Origin of the sequence: Ancylobacter lacus (assembly GCF_018390635.1) — a bacterium.
In the GTDB taxonomy this organism is placed as follows: domain Bacteria; phylum Pseudomonadota; class Alphaproteobacteria; order Rhizobiales; family Xanthobacteraceae; genus Ancylobacter; species Ancylobacter lacus.
Map to the genome: position 1 here is coordinate 1 of NZ_JAHBGE010000001.1, position 16,769 is coordinate 16,769.

16 protein-coding genes, 1 tRNA gene and 1 pseudogene are annotated in these 16,769 nt (G+C 66.9%); 6 read left to right on the top strand and 12 right to left on the bottom strand.

Going from position 1 to position 16,769, the window contains the following annotated elements; genetic code table 11:
• Positions 1 to 133: 133 nt before the first annotated feature.
• The 4 genes from KHC27_RS00005 to KHC27_RS21960 form a co-directional block, all read right to left on the bottom strand.
• Positions 134 to 805 (bottom strand): hypothetical protein, encoded by a 672-nt coding sequence (locus KHC27_RS00005; protein ID WP_213333725.1) that lies wholly within the window; start codon positions 803 to 805, stop codon positions 134 to 136.
• Between the two features lie 81 nt (positions 806 to 886).
• Complete coding sequence (locus KHC27_RS00010; RefSeq protein WP_213333727.1) at positions 887 to 1,369, bottom strand: hypothetical protein; 483 nt, start codon at positions 1,367 to 1,369, stop codon at positions 887 to 889.
• A complete protein-coding gene (locus KHC27_RS00015) occupies positions 1,366 to 2,553 on the bottom strand; it encodes a restriction endonuclease subunit S (RefSeq protein ID WP_213333729.1) in 1,188 nt (395 codons plus the stop codon). Before KHC27_RS00015 ends, KHC27_RS00010 begins: the two co-directional genes overlap by 4 nt.
• The gene (locus tag KHC27_RS21960; protein ID WP_213333731.1) at positions 2,550 to 2,948 is read right to left on the bottom strand and encodes a hypothetical protein; all 399 of its coding nucleotides are present in this window, start codon (positions 2,946 to 2,948) and stop codon (positions 2,550 to 2,552) included. The genes KHC27_RS00015 and KHC27_RS21960 overlap by 4 nt, the downstream gene beginning before the upstream one ends.
• A 366-nt stretch (positions 2,949 to 3,314) precedes the next feature.
• Here KHC27_RS21960 and KHC27_RS00025 point away from each other — a divergent pair, with 366 nt between their 5' ends.
• From KHC27_RS00025 to KHC27_RS21430, 3 genes and pseudogenes are all read left to right on the top strand, one after another.
• Complete coding sequence (locus KHC27_RS00025) at positions 3,315 to 3,539, top strand: antitoxin MazE family protein (protein ID WP_213333733.1); 225 nt, start codon at positions 3,315 to 3,317, stop codon at positions 3,537 to 3,539.
• On the top strand, positions 3,536 to 3,907 hold the full coding sequence (locus KHC27_RS21425; RefSeq protein ID WP_246518582.1) for a recombinase family protein: 372 nt from the start codon (positions 3,536 to 3,538) through the stop codon (positions 3,905 to 3,907). The genes KHC27_RS00025 and KHC27_RS21425 overlap by 4 nt, the downstream gene beginning before the upstream one ends.
• Positions 3,908 to 3,961: 54 nt before the next feature.
• A pseudogene (locus KHC27_RS21430) lies at positions 3,962 to 4,417 on the top strand (recombinase family protein); the annotation flags it as partial.
• Between the two features lie 564 nt (positions 4,418 to 4,981).
• On the opposite strand, the gene KHC27_RS00040 reads toward KHC27_RS21430, so the two are convergent.
• Positions 4,982 to 5,073, bottom strand: a tRNA-Ser gene (locus tag KHC27_RS00040).
• A gap of 376 nt (positions 5,074 to 5,449) precedes the next feature.
• On the opposite strand from KHC27_RS00040, the gene KHC27_RS00045 reads away from it, so the two are divergent.
• Together KHC27_RS00045 and oxlT are read left to right on the top strand one after the other, a co-directional pair.
• Positions 5,450 to 6,913, top strand: coding sequence for an NAD-dependent succinate-semialdehyde dehydrogenase (locus KHC27_RS00045; protein WP_213333735.1), 1,464 nt, complete (start codon positions 5,450 to 5,452; stop codon positions 6,911 to 6,913).
• Between the two features lie 483 nt (positions 6,914 to 7,396).
• The gene (oxlT, locus tag KHC27_RS00050; protein WP_213333736.1) at positions 7,397 to 8,728 is read left to right on the top strand and encodes an oxalate/formate MFS antiporter; all 1,332 of its coding nucleotides are present in this window, start codon (positions 7,397 to 7,399) and stop codon (positions 8,726 to 8,728) included.
• On the opposite strand, the gene KHC27_RS00055 is transcribed toward oxlT, so the two are convergent.
• The 7 genes from KHC27_RS00055 to KHC27_RS00085 form a co-directional block, all read right to left on the bottom strand.
• On the bottom strand, positions 8,704 to 10,398 hold the full coding sequence (locus KHC27_RS00055) for a flavin monoamine oxidase family protein (RefSeq protein WP_213333737.1): 1,695 nt from the start codon (positions 10,396 to 10,398) through the stop codon (positions 8,704 to 8,706). The genes oxlT and KHC27_RS00055 overlap by 25 nt on opposite strands.
• Positions 10,399 to 10,424: 26 nt before the next feature.
• Positions 10,425 to 11,741 (bottom strand): sensor domain-containing diguanylate cyclase, encoded by a 1,317-nt coding sequence (locus KHC27_RS21965; RefSeq protein ID WP_213333738.1) that lies wholly within the window; start codon positions 11,739 to 11,741, stop codon positions 10,425 to 10,427.
• On the bottom strand, positions 11,738 to 12,583 hold the full coding sequence (locus KHC27_RS00065; protein WP_213333739.1) for a carbon-nitrogen hydrolase family protein: 846 nt from the start codon (positions 12,581 to 12,583) through the stop codon (positions 11,738 to 11,740). The genes KHC27_RS21965 and KHC27_RS00065 overlap by 4 nt, the downstream gene beginning before the upstream one ends.
• A 2-nt stretch (positions 12,584 to 12,585) precedes the next feature.
• Positions 12,586 to 13,641, bottom strand: a complete 1,056-nt coding sequence (gene speB / locus KHC27_RS00070; RefSeq protein WP_213333740.1) for an agmatinase — start codon at positions 13,639 to 13,641, stop codon at positions 12,586 to 12,588.
• 86 nt (positions 13,642 to 13,727) lie between these two features.
• Complete coding sequence (locus KHC27_RS00075) at positions 13,728 to 14,249, bottom strand: hypothetical protein (protein ID WP_213333741.1); 522 nt, start codon at positions 14,247 to 14,249, stop codon at positions 13,728 to 13,730.
• A gap of 60 nt (positions 14,250 to 14,309) precedes the next feature.
• The gene (locus KHC27_RS00080; RefSeq protein ID WP_213333743.1) at positions 14,310 to 15,536 is read right to left on the bottom strand and encodes an MFS transporter; all 1,227 of its coding nucleotides are present in this window, start codon (positions 15,534 to 15,536) and stop codon (positions 14,310 to 14,312) included.
• Between the two features lie 321 nt (positions 15,537 to 15,857).
• Positions 15,858 to 16,013 (bottom strand): hypothetical protein, encoded by a 156-nt coding sequence (locus tag KHC27_RS00085; protein WP_213333746.1) that lies wholly within the window; start codon positions 16,011 to 16,013, stop codon positions 15,858 to 15,860.
• A gap of 148 nt (positions 16,014 to 16,161) precedes the next feature.
• Between KHC27_RS00085 and KHC27_RS00090 the strand changes: the two genes are divergently transcribed.
• Positions 16,162 to 16,455 (top strand): YciI family protein, encoded by a 294-nt coding sequence (locus tag KHC27_RS00090; protein WP_213333747.1) that lies wholly within the window; start codon positions 16,162 to 16,164, stop codon positions 16,453 to 16,455.
• The last annotated feature ends 314 nt before the right edge of the window (positions 16,456 to 16,769 follow it).

Sequence of the window (16,769 nt, forward strand, 5' to 3'; positions counted from 1 at the left end):
GTCAGACTGCGCTTTCACGCCCAACCTATGAAGGTGCCGCCGGGACGACGCTTACGAAGGATCGGCGCCGGGCCGAGCGTTGAAATGGCGGGCCGCGCCGGATAGCGATGAGCACTACGAATTCGCCATAGCGCTACGCCACACCGAGGTCAGATAGCTGGCTTCCAGTTAGCAGCGGCGCTTCGGCCGGAGCGGTTCGGTATCTCGCCGGGTGCTGCTGGCATTCTTCGCGAACTCGATTCAGCCAATTGTCATACCAGCACCAGGTCTTGCCGACCGCGATGGAGCCGTAGCCCTTTGCCGGATTTTTGGCATCGAGCTTTTTCCAGAGCTTCGTATGACAATCCATCGTGAACTTGTCCCAGCCCTCGGCTTTCATCTGGTTCACGATATCGCTAGGCAGATATTTCTTTTTCTCGACCTCCTTGAGGGCGATATTAAACTTTTCCTCGACTGCCGATCCGGAAGGTACGATTTCGACGGCCAGATCGGCACTCGGAGCGCGGTTGGCTGTCCTGCCGACCATGTAGACCCGGAAGGCGTAACGCGGGTCGGCCTGCTGTTCTGGCGTCAGACGGTCCTCGAATCCGTCCATCATGGTGGCGATATCCGGAGCGAGGGCGAGCAAGTCTATGCGACCGCCAAAACCGGTGTCTTCCTGACGGCCGATGATCATCCATTCACGCGAAAGAATGTCGGGGCTGGCCACGATCATGTCTTCGAGCAGTGCCTCGCTCGGCAGAGACGCCTCGCGCAGCGGCTCCGGCTTTGAGGCAACGCGCCAGAGGCTATGGTGAATTGGCATCGTCAGAAAATCCCCCACTGACTCACGAAATCGATGTGCGCCGCCCGATGGTTTGGCTGCCCAGGTGGCGAAAGGCGCGCATCATTCGCGGAACTTCCACAGGTCGACGGCGCTCGCCTCGCGGCTGAGCAGGGTGCGGAGCATGGTCATCATGGCGTCGATGTTGACGGTGCCGGCGGTTTCCGCCTGTTCCCGCTGGTCCCAGTCGTCGATGGCCCATAGGGTCAGCAAGACGGCTTCCTGCGGGGGCAGCGCGTCGATGGAGGTTCGGAGAAAGGGGGCGATCGTGCTGTCGGAGGCGGAGGAGACGCCCGGTAGTTCTGTTTCGTCCGGATCGCCGAACAGCCCGTCATCGAACGGACCGTCCTGCACCTCGACGCAGATTTCATCCCACAGGGTGCGGCAGGTGTAATCATCGCCGAAGATCCCGGTCGCCGGGATGCGCCGCAGGCGCCAGATCAGGCGGGAGGTGAGTTGGCCGAAGCGCAGGGCGGCGAATTGAAGGGCGGCGTGGCGGGTGGCCTCAAGGATGGCGTCCTCGGGCGTGGTGTCGTGGGTCGTCATCCGAACACCTCGGCGGAGAGCGCGGCGGCCATAGAATCGGCCTTGGCGGCGGCGGCGTCGAGCGCGCGGGCGAGCGCGTCCAGGCGGTTGGCCTGCTCGGCGAAGGCGGCTTGCAGGGAGAGCGGTGGGAGTGGAATGCTTATCTCTCTTAGACGCCCCATACTTATCCTCGATCTTGTCTGACCGGCAATTTGACCACTACATCGCGCGAGCATCCCTTTCTGATTCATAATTCCGGCAATGTACTCGGATGTAACGATCGAATCTTTCGGTCTGAATTGAACGCAGTCAGCCTTATTGATTGCTCGAGAGATCCATTTTGGCTGAATTATCGCACGTAGATTGGGTTCTCCAAGCGTACCAATGATTACATCGCCCGGTAGACACTCGTGGCGACTTATCATGCGGAAGTGATCTTCTGAAATATACGCTTTGTCGTCGTCACGCACTTGGCCGACGCCAATGTTTTGAAGGCGCCACACCCTTACGCCCGAATCCCGGTAATGCTCACTTTTGAGGTTTGAACCGAAGGGGCCATCACTCATCTTGGCAGCAAGATCTCCTAAACGCCGTTCCTCCCATCCCTTCGGATTGGTCGCCGGGTCGCCGAACATGTCGAGGAAAAGGGCGGGGATGATGGCGCGGGCCTTGGCGCGGGCGGCGTCGGCGCGGCGCCTGATCTCTGCCGCCCGGTCCAACAGCCCCACAATCCGCCGCTGCTCGTCCAGCGGCGGGAGGGGGATCATCACCCTTTCAAGATACGAACGAGGCACACGCTGTTGACCGGCGCTCCCTGTAAAATTCGCCTTACAGGTCTCTCTGAACGACGACCGGCGTACGAAGTGAAAAATGTACTCGGGCAACACATTTGGGCGTGGCCGTAACACGAAGAATTCGGTTGAGCCTGCGCCTATGCCATTGACCAAATCGGAGGCGATGGCCGCCTTTCCGTTCTCCATGCAGGGCGTAATCTTGGCGAAAAGGACATCACCGTTAGCGAAGGTTGGGAATCCTTTCGAGACGGCGCCAAACTCCCGCGCTTGACGATCAGTTATTGCACCATGAATTTCGTCCACAGCAGCCATCGGCACGAAAGAAAGGTGATGCGATGCGGCGATGCCCTTCGGCGTCCGAGGGTTAATTTCCACCGCTTCGCTTAATTCACGAAGAGGCCAGTCGCTCACGCCACTGGCTCCCCAAGTTCTGCCGCCAGTGCCTCGATATCGCCGAGGATCGCCGCCGTCTCGTCGCGCAGTTCCGCCAGCAAAGCGCGGGGATCGCGGTGCTCCGCTGCCTCGCGGCTTTCCGGCCGGTAGCGCGAAGCGGAGAGGTTCCAGTCCTCGCGTTCGATGGTGGTGGCGTCGGCGAACCACCAGTTTTCCGTCCAGGGCTGGCTCTCGTCCCGCGCCTGCCAGTCCTCACGCATCTCCTCACGGCTGTTGAAGGCGGCGATGAGGCCGGGCAGATCGTCGGCGTCGAGCGCACATGCTGCACCCGCAACGCATCCAGGTCCGCATGAAATCCCTTCAACAGCCGGCACGTCATCCGTGCATGTGTTGAAGGTATCGCGACGATCCACCCCCGCGCCAGTGGGGCATTACGGCGGATTTCCCTCAGGGCGGTCGGCGGCGATTTCGTAGAGTGCTGGCGAGGGGGCTTGAGGGCAGGATAAAAGCCCACACATTGCGCTTTGGGTCGGTCGTTGTCTTTTCAGTGACTTAGCATTCGCGGGGGCAATGTATGGGGAGATTTCCCAATGTGCCCTGAGGCGCAGAAACCGCAATTTTCATCGTGTTTCCAGTGAGATGGCCAAAAGGTGCGTTCCGCCGAACGTGCGCCATGGCTCCCGGCCTTCGGGAGCCATGCAGAAGCCGTTTTCCGTTCGGATGGACTGGTCAGCAGGGCATCTCCATGCTAGTTACATGTAACTTCTGAGGAGGCTGCCATGTCATCCGCACCCGGGCCCAAGCCTTCGCGCGTGAAGGTAGGTGAGCATCGCGCGCGATTGCGGGCCCAGGGGCTTCGGCCGATCCAGATCTGGGTGCCGGATGTACGGGCACCCGCCTTCCGGGCGGAAGCGCGGCGCCAGGCGCTGGCCGTCGCATCGAGCGCGCCGGCCGCCGATGATCAGGCCTTCATCGATGCCGTGTCCGACTGGGGCGACGAATGAGGCGCGGCGACGTGTGGACCGTTGCCGGAGGGCAGGACTACGCCGGAAAGCCGCGCCCGGTGGTCATTGTGCAGGACGACAGTTTCGATGGAACGGACTCCCTCAGCCGCTTCTTCCGCGATCATTTCGAGCTGGAATTCTACGTCCGCAAGCTGGCGAAGAACGGCGTGAAGCTCGTCTCGATCACGCAGGAAATGGGCGACGACCCCATGCACGTCATGGTGCGGCAGATCATGGCGCTGTTCGACGAGTATCAGTCGAATGAGAACGCCAAGCATGTGATGCGGGCCTTGAAGGAGAATGCCCGGCAAGGCTTCTGGAACGGCGCCCTGCCACCCATCGGCTATCGCATCGTCGCGGCCGAGTAGCGCGGGGCGGAGACCAAGAAGAAGCTGGAGATCGACCCGCTCCACGCCGAGACCGTGCGGCTTATCTATCAGCTCGCCCTTGAAGGCGACGGCACCACCGGGCAGATGGGCGTCAAGAACATCGTCTCGTACCTCAACAAGCGGCGCATCTTCACCCGCGACGATGGGCGCTGGGGCATCGGGCAGGTTCACCGCATCCTGACCCGCCGCACCTATATGGGCGAACATGAGTTCAACAAGCGGTCCAAGACTAAGGAGCTGAAGCCGGTCAGCGAGATCGTTGTTGTGCCGGTGCCGCCGATCATCAGCCGCGAGACCTTCGACACCGTGCAGGCGCTCCTCAAGGCGCGACATCCCAGGGTGACACCATCCGCCGTGATCAGCGGCCCGACCATGCTCACAGGCCTGATCCATTGCGCCAAGTGCGGCGGCGCGATGACCATCCGCACCGGCAAAGGTGGACGCTACCGTTACTACGCCTGCTCCATGAAGGCGCGGCAGGGGCCGACCGCCTGTACCGGCATGGCAGTGCCGATGGAAAAGCTGGACGATCTTGTCGCCAGCCATCTGGAGGAACGCCTGCTCCAGCCGGAGCGGCTGGAAACGATTCTCGCCACAGTGCTCGACCGGCGGCAGGAGCGGTTCGAGCGCCAGCGCGAGCATATCGCCGAGTTGAACAGGCGTGCAGCCGAGTCTGAAGCCCGCCTCAGGCGGCTTTATGACGCCATAGAGGCCGGCGTCGCCGATCTGGACGACCCAGCGCTAAAGGACCGCATCGTCGGCCTGAAAGCCATCCGCGATCAGGCCAAGGCTGACGCCGAACGCGCCCAGGCATTGCTCCAGAACGCCGGAAGCAAGGCCGTCACGCCGGAGATGTTGAGCAAATCCGCCAAAGCCGCGCGTCAGCGCATCCGCCTAGACGGCGGGGGCTATCGCCGCGACCATCTCCGCGCGCTTGCCCAGCGCGTCGAGGTTGCCGAGGGTGAGGTCCGGATCATGGGATCGAAATCCCGGCTACTCCAGACGCTGGTATCGGGCGATGGCGTAAACGCAGTGCCCACTCAGGGACCGAAATGGCGGAGACGGAGGGATTCGAACCCTCGAGACCCTTTTGGGGGTCTGCTCATTTAGCAAACGAGTGCCTTCAGCCTCTCGGCCACGTCTCCCGGCCGGCAAGCGACCGGCGACCTGTCTAGGTTTATGGCCACGCCGGGTCAAGCGCTAATGCCGCGCCATGCACCGGCGCTGCTGCGGAAACCCGTGGTTGCCGGTGCGGGACGACAGCCCGGCGCAGGCTTCGGACGGCGGCGGGCCGGTGCGCCTGCTTCGGCCGCGCCGCTTCAACCACCGGGGAAGAGCGACCGGGCGCGCCGCGGCGTGCCGGCGGCCGGCGCCGGCCGCTTCTCGCCGCCTGCGTCGCCACCGCTTCGCGGTACCGCCCTGCGGCCCGGCAGCAGCGGGAGGCCGGTTGACTTTGGCCGGGCTTCGCCGCTGCATGGCGCCCGAACGCCCGCCCCCGATATCCATCCACGGAACACGCTCATGACGACGTCCGCCCCGCTCCCGCTCAAGGACCCCGATCTCCTGCGCAGCCAGTGCTTCATCGGCGGGAGCTGGCGGGGAGGGCCGGGCTTCGACGTCACCAACCCCGCCACCGGCGCGGTGATCGGACAGGTGCCGCTGTTCGGCGCGGCGGAAACCACCGAGGCGGTCGACGCGGCGGAGCGGGCCTTCCGCCCCTGGGCCGCAAAGACCGCCAAGGAGCGCTCGGCGCTGCTGCGGCGCTGGTTCGACCTCATCATCGCCAACCGCGACGATCTCGCCCTGATCCTCACCTCGGAGCAGGGCAAGCCGCTCGCCGAGGCGCGCGGGGAAATCGACTATGCCGCCTCCTATGTCGAGTTCTATGCCGAGGAGGCCAAGCGGATCGCCGGCGAGACCCTGCCGAGCCACCGCGCCGACGCCCGCATCCTCGTGCTGCGCCAGGCGACCGGGGTGGTTGCCGCCATCACCCCCTGGAACTTCCCGGCCGCGATGATCACGCGGAAGGTCGCGCCCGCGCTCGCCGCCGGCTGCCCGGCGGTGGTGAAGCCGGCGGAGGATACCCCGCTCACCGCGCTGGCGCTGGCGGTGCTGGCGGAGCGCGCGGGGCTGCCGGCCGGCACGTTGAGCGTCATCACCGGCGACGCTCCGGCCATTGGCGGCGTGCTCACCTCGCACCCGGCGGTGCGGGTGGTGAGCTTCACCGGCTCGACCGAGGTCGGCAAGCTGCTGATGCGCCAATGCTCGACCACGGTGAAGAAGGTGGCGCTGGAGCTGGGCGGCAACGCGCCCTTCCTGGTGTTCGACGACGCCGACCTCGATGCCGCGGTGGAGGGGGCGATGGTCTCCAAGTTCCGCAATATGGGGCAGACCTGCGTCTGCGCGAATCGCATCTATGTGCAGGCGGGCATCCACGACGCTTTCGTCGAAAGGCTGGCGGAGGCGGTGGGGCGGCTGAAGCTCGGCATCGGCACCGAGGACGGGGTGACCCAGGGGCCGCTGATCAACCAGCAGGCCATCGAGAAGGTCGAGGCGCACCTCGCCGACGCCACCGCGAAGGGCGCCACCATCGTGCGCGGCGGCGCCCGCTCGGCGCTCGGCGGGACCTTCTTCGAGCCGACGGTGCTGGCCGGGGTGACCTCCGACATGGTGGTGACGCGCGAGGAGACCTTCGGCCCCATCGCGCCGGTGTTCCGGTTCGAGACCGAGGAAGAGGCGGTCGCGGCGGCCAACGCCACCGAATTCGGCCTCGCCGCCTATTTCTTCACCCGGGACGTCGGCCGGGTGTTCCGGGTCGCCGAGTCGCTGGATTACGGCATCGTCGGGATCAACTCCGGGCTGATCTCCACCGAGCTGGCGCCGTTCGGCGGCGTGAAGGAGAGCGGGTTCGGCCGCGAAGGCTCGCACCACGGCATCGACGAGTTCGTCGAGAAGAAATACGTGCTGGTGGCCGGCCTGCGCTGAAGGTCTTTCCCAAGGTCATTTCGCCGTCTGCATCGGGGCCCCGCGCATATCGGGGCCCCTTTTTCGTTTGTACGCCCCCCGCCTCCCTCTTCGGAAGGTGATGCCATCGCTGCGTCAGGCGGCATCAAACTCCCAGATGTGCGCTAAAGAGTACTTCAGGAAATGGCGCGTTGTTTTAAGTAAATCATATATGACGTTCGGTAATGAAGGTTGACCCAGCGGAAATTGTGGGGTTGAGACGGCTGATATTGATCGGTTTTTAAAACGTGATATTTGTAGACCGTATAAGGTGTACCACCGAAATGACGCCTGTCTGACTTCCCGAACGTCATGTTTCTTCAGGTATTGCTGCCTTTGCGATAGCCATACCTGCCGTTGGGGTAAGAGCGGCGTCGTCGCGGCGGTCGCCACGGCGGCCAGCCGCCATTCATTTCCGAAGCAGCCACATCAAGAGCTGCGGGACCCATCAAGGCGAGGAACGAGATGACCAAGACCGATAACGCCACACAATTGACCGTGCGCCCGTGGGAACCCTGGGTGCAGCTCGCCTGCGGCATCGTCTGCATGGCGATGATCGCGAACCTCCAGTATGGCTGGACGCTGTTCGTCGATCCGATCGACCAGGCGCATGGCTGGGGCCGCGCCGCCATTCAGCTTGCCTTCACCATCTTCGTCGTCACCGAGACCTGGCTGGTCCCGGTCGAGGCGTGGTTCGTCGACAAGTACGGCCCGCGGGTCGTCATCATGTTCGGCGCGGTCATGATCACCCTGTCCTGGGTCGTCAATTCCTATGCCGACTCGCTCACCATGCTCTATGCGGGCGCGGTGCTGGGCGGCATCGGCGCCGGCTCCGTCTACGGCACCTGCGTCGGTAACGCGCTGAAGTGGTTCCCCTACCGCCGCGGCCTCGCCGCCGGCGCCACCGCCGCCGGCTTCGGCGCCGGCGCGGCGCTCACCGTGGTGCCGATCGCCGCGATGATCGCCAGCCATGGTTACGAGACCGCCTTTTTCCGCTTCGGCATCGGCCAGGGCGTCATCGTCTTCGTGCTCGCCCTGTTCCTCTACCCGCCGAAGCTGAAGATCGCCGCGCCTAAGAAGGCGTCGCACCTGCCGCAGAGCAAGATCGACTACAAGCCGTCCGAGACCATCACCAAGCCGGTGTTCTGGCTGCTCTACCTCATGTTCGTGATGGTCGCTTCCGGCGGCCTGATGGCGGCGGCGCAGATCGCCCCGATCGCCAAGGACCTCGGCGTCGCCAACCAGCAGGTCAACATCCTCGGCCTCCAGGCCGTGGCGCTGACGCTCGCCATCTCGCTCGACCGCATCTTCGACGGTTTCGGCCGGCCCCTCTTCGGCTTCATCTCGGACCGCATCGGCCGCGAGAACACCATGTTCATCGCGTTCGGCACGGCGGCGGCCATGCTGCTGCTGCTGGTCTACCACGGCAGCAACCCGGTCGTGTTCGTGCTCGCCACCGCCTGCTTCTTCGGCGTGTTCGGCGAGATCTACAGCCTGTTCCCCGCCACCAGCGGTGACACCTTCGGCTCCAAGTTCGCCGCCACCAATGCCGGCATGCTCTACACCGCCAAGGGCACCGCGGCGCTGCTGGTGCCGCTCGCCGGCGTCGTCGCCTCGAACTATGGCTGGTACGCGGTGTTCGCGATCGCGGTGGCCTTCAACGCGACGGCGGCTTTCCTCGCCCTGTTCGTGCTGAAGCCGGTGCGCGCCGCGCACATCGCCCGCTCGGCCGCCGCTGCGGAAAAGACCGTCGGCACGGTCGGCGGCAAGGTTCAGTCCGGCAGCGCCATCGGCTGACGATCGTCCCACACATCGCCCGGCCCCGGATTTTCCGGGGCCGTGGCACCTCCGAAGTGCCTGACGATACCCCACACCGCATTCAGCGCGGTGGTGACGGCGCCCTCGGCCCAGCCCGCGGTCCAGGAAATGTCGTCCCCGGCGAGGAAGATGCCGCGATGTTCCGGCGCCATGTCCTCCTGCCGGAAATGCGCGAAGAGCCGCCGCTGATAGCGGTAATGGCCGGGCAGGTTGCCCTTGAACGCCCCCATGAAATTCGGATCGCTTTCCCACGAGACGGTTATCGGCTCGCCGACGATGTGCGCGCGGATGTCCAGCCCGGGATAGATCTGCCGCAGGCTGTGCAGCGCCAGACGCACCCGCTCCTCCGCCGGGAGCGACATCCACTTCATCGCGTCGTCCTCCCAGGCGTAGGACAGGCAGATGACCCCCGGCCGGCCCTCGCCGTGATCGATGAGATAGGTGCCGCGGGTGATGCGGTCCGAGAGGGTGAGGCTGAAGACGTGCCGCCCCGTCGCCGGGTCGATGTCGCGCCAGAACGGCCGGTCCACCATGATGAAGGTCTTGGACGCCTGCATGTAGTGCGAGCGTTCCATCGCCATCCACATGGACGGGGGAAACAGCCGCTCGGCGCAGTCGATCCGCGCCGAGAGCAGCCAGGTCTGGCAGGTCACCAGCACCGCGTCGAAGGTGGCGGTGCGGCCCCAGCGGTCGGTGACGGCGAGGCGACCGTCGGGCGCGCGGTCGATGGCGGCAACGCCGGGGCGCGGCGCGCCGCCATTCAGCGCCGCAAGGCTGGTTCCGGCGGGCCAGTGCACGCAGCGGGCGGGCGCCCGGCTCCAGAGCCGGGCCGGCAACTGCCCGACGCCGCCTTCGACCAGGCGATGCCCGGCGTCGGCATCGGTATAGACGACGCGCAGGATCTCCAGCATCGAGTTGGGGAAATCGGTGTCCCAGCCGCCGGTGCCGAAGCCGACCTGGCCGAACACCTCGCGATGGCGGAAGCTGCGGGTGCGGAATGCCTGCGAGCGGGCGATGAAGCCGTAGAAGCTCTCCTCGTCGAGGATCGGCACCAGCCGGTTCCAGATCGCCTTGATGGCGCCGACGTCGCGGCGGCGGATGGCGGCCTGCATGCGGGCGAAATCGGCGCCGTACTCCAGCGCCTCCGCCCAGGCGTCCGCCACCTCGCGGAACAGCGCCGGCAGGTCGGCAAGGGTGCGGGCGTAATGGGCCTCGCCACCGAGTTCGATCACCGTGCTCGGCGTGGCCGGCGACAGCGGGTTGGGGAAGGGGCGGGTGGTGAGGCCCGCCTCGCGCAGATAGTAGGCGAAAGCGGTCGCCGAGGGCGGAAAGCGCATCGCGCCCAGTTCGGCGATGGTTTCCGGCGAGGAGCGGAACGGCTCGGAGCGCAGCCGTCCGCCGATCCGGTCGGCCTCGTAGACCACCGGCCGCAGGCCGAGCTTCATCAGTTCCTGCGCCGCCACCAGCCCGGCGATGCCCGCCCCGACCACGGCGATCTCGCGGCCATGCGCGGCGGCCGGCAGCCGGCCGAGGCCGGCGGGGTGCGCGAGATGGTCGTCATAGGCGAACGGAAAATCCGGCCCGAACATGGTGATGGAGGGCTCACCGGCGCCCGGCTCCGCGGGCAACGCGTCGGCTGGAGAGGGCATGGCGGCTCCGGGCGGCGGAAGGTTTCTCAGGTCGAGGGCATGACGGGTCGCGGCGCCGTGGCCTGCGGGGCCGGTGAGCCGCAGCACAGGCTGTTGCGGCCCTCCGCCTTGGCCCGGTAGAGCGCATCGTCGGCGCGGGCGAAAAGGCTGGCGGCATCTTCCTGCGGGCGTGGCACGACACAGCCGATGCTCAGGGTGACGATGATCCGGTGGCCGCCGACTTCCACCGGGGTGGCGGCGAGGGCCGTCAGCAGGCGGCGGCCCACCCGCTCGGCCTCGGTCTCGTTCATGTCCGGCAGCAGCACGGCGAATTCCTCGCCGCCGATCCGGGCGAGGAGGTCTGCCTGCCGTAGCTGGCGCCGGCAGCGGGCGGCAACCGCGCGCAGCACTTCATCCCCGCTCAGGTGGCCGAAACGGTCGTTGATGGCCTTGAAGTGATCGATGTCGATCAGCAGCAGCCCGAAACCACGTCCCCACTGGCTGAAGGCGTCGAGCGCGAGGGCGACGTCTTCCTCGAAGCGGCGGCGGTTCCACAGGCCGGTCAAGGGATCGGAGACGGCGAGGTGGCGCAGCTCCCGCTCGGTCTCGCGCTGGCTCGTGACGTCCCACAGCGCGAGGACGTAGTAAGGGCCGATCCAGCGATAGCGGAACTGCACCGTGCGCCGGCTGCCGTCGCGGCAGCGCACCGACCACTCGCTGAACTGAACCCGGCCGGCCTCCCGCCGCGCCGCCTGCAGCTTGGCCAGCCATTCGGCGTGGGCGGCGGCGCGCTCGGCCGGGTCGGGAAAGCCGAACTCCCACCAGTCGTCGTGATGGAGGATGGGCCGCTCCGGGTACAGGAACAGCTCGTCCGACATCTTGTTGTAGAGCACGCCCTTCAGCTCGGAATCGTAGATCTCGATGCCGACCGGGAAATGGTCGAGGATTTCGACGAGGTTCTCCTGCAGCGAGCGGGCGATCTCGGCGCGCAGGGTGAGGACGTAGTCCCCCTGGGGCAGCCGGCCGAGACTGACATGCACCAGCCGTGTCGCAGCCTCGCCGTGCAGGTGCAGGAACAGCCCGTGCCACCTCTCCGCGATGGCGGAGGCGATCGCGGCCTCCGCGTGAGGGGGATCGACCAGCGCCACGAGGGCGGCGAGCGGCTGCGGCAGCTCCGCCTCCAGGTCGATGCCGAGAAGGTCGCGACCGCGCTGGTTCGCCGCCACGGCTAGCAGGTCGGACCCGCGCAGGATGAGCAGCGGGGCGTCGATCGCGTGGACCCAGTCATACATATCGCCATATTGCGGGCGCTGCTGCTTGATGTCGATCTGGTTTCGGCCGGCGCATGCCGTGCCAAATGTCACGCCGCCGTAGTGTGCCGGGCGGAAGCGGCGTTCGCCAGCGGCCCGTAAAGGTCGGGGCGGCGGTCGGCGAGATAGGTGTTGAAGCGCCGGGCCGCCTCCAGCGCGCCACGGCTCAGCTCGGCGACGATCATCTCCTCGCCCTCGCCGGCCAGCGCCACATTGACACCGGAAGGGCCGCCAACGCAGCTCAGGCCGAGATAGTCGAGCGCGCCTTCGCGGCCCACCCGATTGGCGTAGGCGACATAGACGCTGTTCTCGAAGGCCCGCGCCGGCACCACGAGATGGGAGACCCGCTCATGCGGCTTCATGTTGGCGGTGGGCACGATGACGAGGTCGGCACCGGCCAGCGCGAGGCTCCGCACCGCTTCGGGATGCTCGACATCGTAGCAGATCAGGAGCCCGACCCTGAAAGCGCCCAGCTGCGCGAGGCGGCCGATCTCCTGCCCCGGCGCGAACATCGAGCGGTCGAGCTCGGCGAAGAGGTGCGTCTTGCGGTAGTTGAGGAGCAGGGTGCCGTCGGCCCCGACCAGCACGGCGGCGTTGTAGACGGCGCCGTCACCGCCACGCTCGGGGTAGCCATAGGCGAGGGCGATGCCGTGGCGGCGGGCGATCTGGGCCGCCCGGCGGAAGGCCGGCCCCTCCGCGGGTTCGGCCCCGCGCGCGGCGGCCTCCCGGCCGATGGCGTAGCCGGAGAGGAACATCTCCGGCGCGACGAGAAGCCCCGCTCCCGCTGCGGCGGCACCGGCGGCCGCGGCCTCCAGCCGGTCCAGATTGGCGGCGGCGTCGTTGCCGGGGTCGCCGGCGGTCTGCCACAGGGCAATACGGAGCGTCTCGTCGGCCATGGTCAGCTTCCCCGGCGTGCCTTGAGGGCGGTCACCGACATGCAGAAGATCTCGAACAGCACCTGCGCCGCGGCATGGGCGGTGTTGCTGGTCGGGTCGTACTGGGGGGCAACCTCCACGACGTCGCCGCCGATCACGTTCAGCCCGTTGAGCCCGCGCAGAATCTCCAGCACCTCGCGCGAGGTGAGGCCGCCGATTTCCGGCGTGCCGGTGCCGGGGGCGAAGGCGGGATCGAGGCTGTCGACGTCGAAGGAGACATAGACCGGCCCGTCGCCGAGAACCTCGCGGGCCTTGGCGATGATCGCGGGCACCCCGAGGCCGGTGACCTCCTCGGCATGGATCACGGTCATGCCGGTCTCATAGGAGAACTCCCACAGGAATTCGGCGCCGCCGCGAATGCCGATCTGAATGGTCCGCTCGGGGTCGAGCACGCCGTCCAGCACGGCTTTGCGGAACGGGCCGCCATGGTGGAACTTGGAGCCTTCGTAGTCGCCGCTGGTGTCGCAATGGGCGTCGATGTGGAGCATGCCGACCGGCTTCGTCTCGCCGATCGCCTTCAGGATCGAGCCGGTGATGGAATGGTCGCCGCCGACGGCGATCGGCACCACGCCGGCCTCTACCACCTTCTTGAAGAAGGCCTCGATATCCTCGTGGCAGCTCTCCAGGCTGAACCGGCTGCGGAACGGCAGGTCGCCGATATCCGCCACCGCCACCTCGGCTGCCGGCACCATGTTCAGCACATGCTCATAGGGGCCGATGCGCTCGATGGCGCGGACCGCGCGCGGCCCGAGCCGGGCTCCGGCGCGGTTGGTGACGCCGAGGTCCATCGGCACCCCGATCAGCGCCACGTCCAGCCCGCCGAAGTCCGGGAGATCGGCGGCGTCGGGGCGGTAGGGCGCGTCCAGCAGCGTCGCGGCATTGGCCCAGGGCCATACGCGCCGGCCGCCATCCTTGAACTGGAGTTCGGCTACCCGCTTGAACGTCGGGTCGAACACCACACCGCCCGGAACCCCGGCATATTTGCCGCGGATCTTCGCGAGCTTCTCATCGTCCCACATGTCTCATGTCCACTGCACGGATAGGAGGGGCAGAGACTAGCCGGCCGCCGTTTCCGGCGGGAGCGCGAAAGAGCGGCAATGCGCCGTTATTTTCGGCGGGGGGATAAAGAGGCTCCGCTCAGGACGCGGCGGGCGAGGCGCCGGGCGCCCAGCTTCACCTTCTGGATGAAGCTCCATGCCCAGGTTGCGCGCAGCCAGCGGAAAAGGGCTTCCCGCCAGGCCTCGAACACGGCGAGGCCAAAGGCGAACCAGCCATAGGTCGTCAGCTTGGCGCGGCCGGCGTTGAACACCCGTTCGACCACGACGAAGCTGATGAGATAGGCGGTGCAGAGCATCAGCAGCCCGCTCCAGAAGCCGTCTTCCGCCATCCAGAACACCGCCACGATCTTTACCGGCTCGGCGATGGCGAACGGGATCCCCAGCAGCAGCAGGATGACCAGCCGGGGCTGGCGGGCGACGAAACGCTCGAACCGCTGCATCAGCCGCAGCGAGGCGATCCAGCGGCCGAGCGGCCGGTAAAGCGGGCGCGCCACCTCGTCCAGCAGCACGAGCGCGCCAATGAGGACCTTCAGCGGCAGCAGCAGGAGGCGGAGCAGCAGGCGATTCATGGAGAATACCGTCGCGGCACGATGCGGCTTATCTGCGGCGCGCCGGGTGCCTTCATCGCGCTACTCCTCCCGTGGCGCACGGCAGGACAGCGCCGCGGCCAGCCAGAAGCCCAGCGCCAGCAGCACGGTCCCCGCCGTGAGCACGAGCAGCACGGCCTCATAGGACCCGCTCATCGACCACAGCATGGCCGCCGCCAGCGGCGCCAGCGCCCGCGACACCGAGGCGGGCGCGGCGATGATGCCGTTCACGGCGCCATAGGCCCGGGTCGTCAGCATCTCCGGCACGGCGAGGCCGCGCACGATCGTCATGATGCCGTTCGCCGCGCCATACAGCACGGCCACCCCCCCGACCAGCACGAACAGCCGTGGCCCTTCCGCCAGCGCTAGCATCACCAGGGGAAATACGACGACGGTGACCGAGCCGATCAACCGCACCGAGGCGCGCGGCGCCAGCACCCAGATCGCGACGCGCCCCGCCACCTGCGCCGGCCCCACCACCGCCATCGCGGTGACGACGCCTGCGGGATCGAAGCCGCGCTCGCCGAGCAGGGGATAGAGGTGGAAGGTGAAGGCGGAGAACATGGCGGAATACGCCGTGAAGGTGACGGCGAGCGCCCAGAACACCGGCTGGCCGAGTGCCCAGCGCACCACGGACGCGTCGCTCCGCGGCGCTTCACCCTCTGCCGGGGCCGGCGAGGGCTGGTCGAGCCGTGGGTCGATGGTGAGGGCGTTCAGCACGGCGCAGATCAGGATATTGACAAGGCCGAGCCCGATCAGCGCGCCCCGCCAGCCGACATGATCGACCAGCATCTGAACCACCGGGACGAACACGGTGGAGGCAAAGCCCCCCCACAGGGTCAGGGCGGTGATGCCGGCGCGGGCATGGCGCGCGCCGGAACGCCGCGCCACCACGGCGAAGGCGGGATCATAAAGCGTCGTGGCCTGCAGCAGCCCGACCCCCGCCGCGCAGCCATAGAACAGCGCGAGGCTGCCGGCCTGCGACCACACCAGCAGCAGGAGCCCGGCCAGCAGCGAGCCGCCGGTCATCACCAGCCGTCCATGGCCACGGTCGATGGCCGTTCCGACGGGATAGGCGGCGATGCCGGCGAGGGCGAGGCCGACGGTGGCCGCGCCGTACAGCTCGGTCTTCGACCAGCCGAGATCGAGCCGCATGGCTTCGGCGATGAGGGGGAAGCTGTAGTAGAGCGAGCCCCACGAACCGATCTGGGCGATGCCGAGACCGGTGATGAACAGGCTGTGCGGGCGCGGGGCGGTGTGGTCGGTCATGGGCAACTCGCCGCGCCGATCGCGGCGCGCCGCGCCTCATAGCAGCCGCGGCCCGTCGCGGCGACCCGTTGCGCGGATGGAAGCTCTCCCGGGTGCGGCCCGCGGCGGTGGCGGGCGCACCAGTCGTGGCCCCGCCGGCCATGCGACCCGGGCCACCATCGCGATCGTCTCCGATTGCCGCGTCCGCCGGTCACGGTGGCCTGCGTCGGAACCCCGGCGGCTCCGGGGCAGCGGCTTGACGGCGGCGCCGCTGGATAAAACGGGAGGGCGCCCCGACCGGCGCGGCGCCCCCCCAGCCCCTGCATCATGCCCCGGGCGGCATCACTGACCCGGCGGGTCGACCTTCAGGCCGTTGGGGCCGACCTTGATCTCCAGTGAGTTCTTGTCTTCCTCGTGCTTCTGATAGGCGTAGGCGCCCATCACCCCGATGGCGACGACCAGCAGGGCGATCAGGGCGTAGAGAGCGTTCCGCGTCATTCAATCCCACTCCAGACGGTAAGGTGGTGGCAGAACGTCGCCGCCCGAGCTTTGTTCCCCCGCCACGCGGGTGCAGGGGCTACCAGGCCGACCTTGCACATTCCGATCGCCCGCTATAGTCCGGCGAGGCCAGCCAGGGAGAGACAGAATGCAGTTCGTGTTGACCGCCCATGACCGCCCGGACGGGCTCGCGCTTCGTCTCGATACCCGCCCGGCCCATCTGGACTATCTGCGCTCGATCGCGGGCAGTCTCGTCTTCGCCGGCCCTATGCTCGACGAGGCGGGCAAGCCGTGTGGTTCTGTCATCGTCTATGAGGCCGAGGACCGCGCGGCCGCCGAGAAGCTGGTGGCGGACGACCCCTACAGCCATGCCGGCCTGTTCGAGAGGATCGAGCTGCGCGGCTTCCGCCTCGTTGTGAAGGACGGGGTCATGGCGGGCTGAGGCCGCCGTCACGCGGTCACGAGCGGTCGGCCCGGTTGCGGTGGGGCCGCGTCCGCAGCCGGCGGACGTCTCCTTTCAGGGTGTTTGGCGACACGCTCGACGCGCCGACGATCAGCAGTGCGTGTGTTGACATTTGGGTAATCTACCCAAAGTAGTATTTGTGTCCAATGCGCCTAAATTCATTCTCGAAATGCCGATGATTTAACGGATATTTACTTCTGTCTGTCATGACCGTCTGCAATGCTACTCTCTTCAGACGAGCGGCGGAAACACATGGCGGCGAAGAGCATACGAAGCGTGAGCACGGCGGAGCA

Bases quoted from the DNA above. Each gene is read 5' to 3' on its own strand.
- KHC27_RS00005 (WP_213333725.1), bottom strand. From the start codon at position 805: ATGCCAATTCACCATAGCCTCTGGCGCGTTGCCTCAAAGCCGGAGCCG.
- KHC27_RS00010 (WP_213333727.1), bottom strand. From the start codon at position 1,369: ATGACGACCCACGACACCACGCCCGAGGACGCCATCCTTGAGGCCACC.
- KHC27_RS00025 (WP_213333733.1), top strand. From the start codon at position 3,315: ATGTCATCCGCACCCGGGCCCAAGCCTTCGCGCGTGAAGGTAGGTGAG.
- KHC27_RS21425 (WP_246518582.1), top strand. From the start codon at position 3,536: ATGAGGCGCGGCGACGTGTGGACCGTTGCCGGAGGGCAGGACTACGCC.
- KHC27_RS00045 (WP_213333735.1), top strand. From the start codon at position 5,450: ATGACGACGTCCGCCCCGCTCCCGCTCAAGGACCCCGATCTCCTGCGC.
- oxlT (WP_213333736.1), top strand. From the start codon at position 7,397: ATGACCAAGACCGATAACGCCACACAATTGACCGTGCGCCCGTGGGAA.
- KHC27_RS00055 (WP_213333737.1), bottom strand. From the start codon at position 10,398: ATGCCCTCTCCAGCCGACGCGTTGCCCGCGGAGCCGGGCGCCGGTGAG.
- KHC27_RS00065 (WP_213333739.1), bottom strand. From the start codon at position 12,583: ATGGCCGACGAGACGCTCCGTATTGCCCTGTGGCAGACCGCCGGCGAC.
- speB (WP_213333740.1), bottom strand. From the start codon at position 13,641: ATGTGGGACGATGAGAAGCTCGCGAAGATCCGCGGCAAATATGCCGGG.
- KHC27_RS00075 (WP_213333741.1), bottom strand. From the start codon at position 14,249: ATGAATCGCCTGCTGCTCCGCCTCCTGCTGCTGCCGCTGAAGGTCCTC.
- KHC27_RS00080 (WP_213333743.1), bottom strand. From the start codon at position 15,536: ATGACCGACCACACCGCCCCGCGCCCGCACAGCCTGTTCATCACCGGT.
- KHC27_RS00085 (WP_213333746.1), bottom strand. From the start codon at position 16,013: ATGACGCGGAACGCTCTCTACGCCCTGATCGCCCTGCTGGTCGTCGCC.
- KHC27_RS00090 (WP_213333747.1), top strand. From the start codon at position 16,162: ATGCAGTTCGTGTTGACCGCCCATGACCGCCCGGACGGGCTCGCGCTT.